Below are 3,470 nucleotides of genomic sequence, written 5' to 3' on the forward strand. Positions count from 1 at the left end.
TCGACACAGTGTTCTGCCATACGGAAGAGATGGCGCTGGGCGCGATCGCATCGCTGAAAAACGCAGGCCTTGAGGGCATCACGGTTCTTGGCATCGACGGACAGAAGGCAGCTGTACAGAAGATCGTTGACGGCGAGATCGCAGCGGTATCTACATGCGACACACAGAATGGCGAGCTGATCTATTCGATGATCGCAGCTTATTTTAACGGTGAAAACCTGACAAAGGAAACGACGATCCCGTCGGAGATCATCGACAGCAAAAATGCAGCTGACGCATTGACAAACGGAATGGCGTTTTAGAGGAAAGAATTGCTGAAAAGACAGTGGCTGCCGTGAAAACGGCAGCCACACTTTTTAGAAGGTATGGCAAGAGTGAAAAAACGGCAAGGAGGCTTAATAATGTCTGAGGAAAAATCCATATTGCTTGAGATGAGAGGAATCTGCAAGTCGTTTATCGGCGTTAACGCGCTTAAGGGAGTGGACCTTGTTGTGAGGGAAGGAGAGGTACACGCGCTGGAAGGAGAAAACGGCGCGGGTAAATCCGTCCTGATCAAGATTTTGACGGGGCTGCATCAAAGGGATGCAGGAACGATACGGTTTGCAGGACACGAAGTGAGTTTTACGTCGCCTGCGCAGGCGCAGGCTGCGGGAATACAGCCGATCTATCAGGAACTGAATACCGCACCATGTCTAAGTATTGCGGAAAACATGTTTCTGGGAAACGAGATCAAAAAGAAAAGCGGTTTTATTGACTGGAAGGAAACGAACAGGCGCGCAAAGGAAATATTGAAGGATTTTAATATCGATGTTGATGTGACGCGCCCCATTAGTACGCTTTCGGCGGCAATGCAGCAAATGGTCGCGATCGCGACGGCGGTATCGCAGGACGCGAAGCTGGTCATTATGGATGAGGCAACGTCGTCGCTTGACGACAAGGAAGTTTCGTCTTTGATGGACATCGTGCGGCAGCTGCAGGCCAAAAACATCGCAGTGATCTTTATTACGCACAGGCTAAACGAGATATACGAAATTTGTGAGAAGGTCACGATCTTAAAAGACGGTGAATATATGGGATGTTATGACGTGGCCGAGCTTGATAAGCTGAGCCTGATCTCTAAGATGATCGGCAGGGATGCGTCGTCCATCGTGAATTTCCGCAAGGAATTCAACGAAGACTTAAAGAACAGCACGGCGATCTGTGAATTTAAAAAAGTATCTGATGGTGACAAATTGAAGGGCGTGAGCTTTGAGCTCAACAAAGGCGAGGTACTGGGCCTTGCCGGCCTGCTCGGTGCGGGCCGTACGGAGATTGCAAACGCACTCTTTGGCTGCTCGAAGATCGAGAGCGGGGAAGTCATCGTCAAAGGGACAGAGGTCAAATACCGCAGCGTGAACGACGCGCTGCGCGACAAGATCATCCTTTGCCCGGAAGAACGCAAGCGTGACGCGGTATTCCCCGATATGTCCATCAAGGATAACATCACCATGTCTATCCTAAAGGAAATCAGTAAATGCGGATTCATCGACAGGAAAAGGCAGGAGGAAATAGTTGAGGAATACATTGGAAAACTGAAGATCAAGACCCCGAGCGGAAAGCAGCTGATCAAATTTTTGTCTGGCGGCAACCAACAGAAGTGCATTATCGCACGCGGGCTGTGCGCAAACCCAGACATCATCATCTTAGACGAGCCGACGCGCGGCATCGACGTGGGCGCGAAGATGGAGATCGAGATGCTCATCCAGCAGCTTGCCAAGGAAAACATCAGTGTTATTATGATATCTTCTATTTTGGAGGAGCTGGCAAGGGATTGCGACAGGGTCATTATCATCAGGGAAGGCGAAGAAGTGGGAGAGCTTTTGAGCGAAGAGATCACGGAGGATAATATTATCCAGCGTATCTCGGAAGCGCACGCCATGTAATGTGCGATCATTCGGAGGGGTAAATCAATGGAAAATTCAAATACAGAATTACAGAAGATCCAGGATTTGAGCAACCGTGCCCTAAAACGCAGTGAGTTTGCGAAAAAGTACGGTGCTCTCATGGTGTTTGCGGTTCTTCTTATTATCAATTTTTGTATCACAAAGAACTTTGTCAGCTCTACGACGGTGTGGAACCTGATCATCCATTCGACGACAGTCATGTGTGTGGCAATGGGCATGACGTTCGTGATCGCGGTCGCGGGCATCGATATCAGTGTAGGCGCAACGATGGCATTGTGCGCTACGGTCGTCGCCATGATGGCGGAGGCGGGCGTGCCGTTTCTGGGGTGTCTTATCATCGGATTGCTGCTGGGCGCGGGTATTGGCTCGTTCATCGGCGTGCTGACGGTTAAATTCAAGATACAGCCAATGGTGCTGACGCTTGCGATGATGATCATTTTACGCAGTGTTGCACGCATGGTCAGCAATGCAAAAACAGTGCAGGTGCTGGACGAAACGTTTCTCGCTATCTCGGGCACATCGTTTGGGGGGATACCGATCCAGCTTATTTATGTGGTGGCTTTTGCGGTGGTGTTCTTCATTATTGCGGAACGCACTGTGTTCGGCAAGTCGGTGGAGGCCATCGGCAACAACGCGACGGCGGCAAAGCTGTCGGGTATTCGTTCTGACCGCATCGTGATCGGCGTATACCTGCTGCTGGGCGCACTTACGGCGCTTGCGGGCGTGATGGCGGTCTCGCGGACACAAAACTGTAACCCAAGCTCTGTCGGTTCGGGCATGGAGATGCAGGCCATCGCTGCCGTCGTCATCGGCGGAACGTCTATGGCAGGCGGAAAACCACGCATACTCGGTACAGTCGTGGGCTGCTTCATTATTTCTATCATCACGATGACAGTCAATATGAACGGGATCGATACGGCATGGTCTATGCTTCTTGAAGCGGCGATCATTATTTTGGCGGTATATATCCAGTCGGACAAGGGTGCAAAAAGCCGTAAGATCAAAGCGGCTAAAACGACTGCGGCAAAGGGGGCGTAAAAAATGCAGGAAAATAAATTGAAAAATTTTGTCGGCGGAAACGCAACGCTTGTCGCCTTCATCGTTATCATGGTTGTCGCGTCCATCGCGTTTGAAAACTTTTTTTCGGTCAACAACATTGCGAATCTGTTCAAGCAGGCAAGTATGATCGGCATTATGGCCATAGGCGTTACGTTTGTGATACTGACCGGCGGCATCGACCTTTCGGTCGGCTCGATCTTTGGGTTTTCGTCCGTGATCGTCGGGCTGGTGGCGGCACAATGCGAAGTGCCATTTGTTATGGCGATCGCCGCGATCGGCGCGTGCGCGGGTCTTGGCGCGCTGACCGGCTTTTGCGTAACGAAGCTCAAGATACAGCCATTCATTGTCACACTTGCTATGATGTCTGGCGTGAAGGGCTTAGGCCTGCTGATCACGATGGGTGGAAAATCGCTGTCCGTCTCTGTTGCAGCATTCAAAGTGATCGTGACGGGCACGGTAGGACCTATC

Annotated in this window: 3 protein-coding genes and 1 pseudogene; all 4 read left to right on the plus strand. The window is 50.9% G+C overall.

Annotation, left to right across the window (positions count from 1 at the left end; translation table 11 throughout):
* Nucleotides 1–302 (plus strand): annotated as a pseudogene (locus VB081_RS11625) (sugar ABC transporter substrate-binding protein); the annotation flags it as partial.
* 99 nt (nt 303–401) lie between these two features.
* Complete coding sequence (locus VB081_RS11630) at nt 402–1,922, plus strand: sugar ABC transporter ATP-binding protein (protein ID WP_323400979.1); 1,521 nt, start codon at nt 402–404, stop codon at nt 1,920–1,922.
* 27 nt (nt 1,923–1,949) lie between these two features.
* Nucleotides 1,950–2,981, plus strand: coding sequence for an ABC transporter permease (locus VB081_RS11635; protein ID WP_323400980.1), 1,032 nt, complete (start codon nt 1,950–1,952; stop codon nt 2,979–2,981).
* A gap of 3 nt (nt 2,982–2,984) precedes the next feature.
* A partial coding sequence (locus VB081_RS11640; protein ID WP_442872720.1) for an ABC transporter permease occupies nt 2,985–3,470 on the plus strand: 486 nt, incomplete at its 3' end.

This window comes from Christensenella sp. (assembly GCF_034927525.1).
Taxonomy (GTDB): Bacteria; Bacillota; Clostridia; order Christensenellales; family Christensenellaceae; genus Christensenella.

Bases quoted from the DNA above. Each gene is read 5' to 3' on its own strand.
- VB081_RS11630 (WP_323400979.1), top strand. From the start codon at position 402: ATGTCTGAGGAAAAATCCATATTGCTTGAGATGAGAGGAATCTGCAAG.
- VB081_RS11635 (WP_323400980.1), top strand. From the start codon at position 1,950: ATGGAAAATTCAAATACAGAATTACAGAAGATCCAGGATTTGAGCAAC.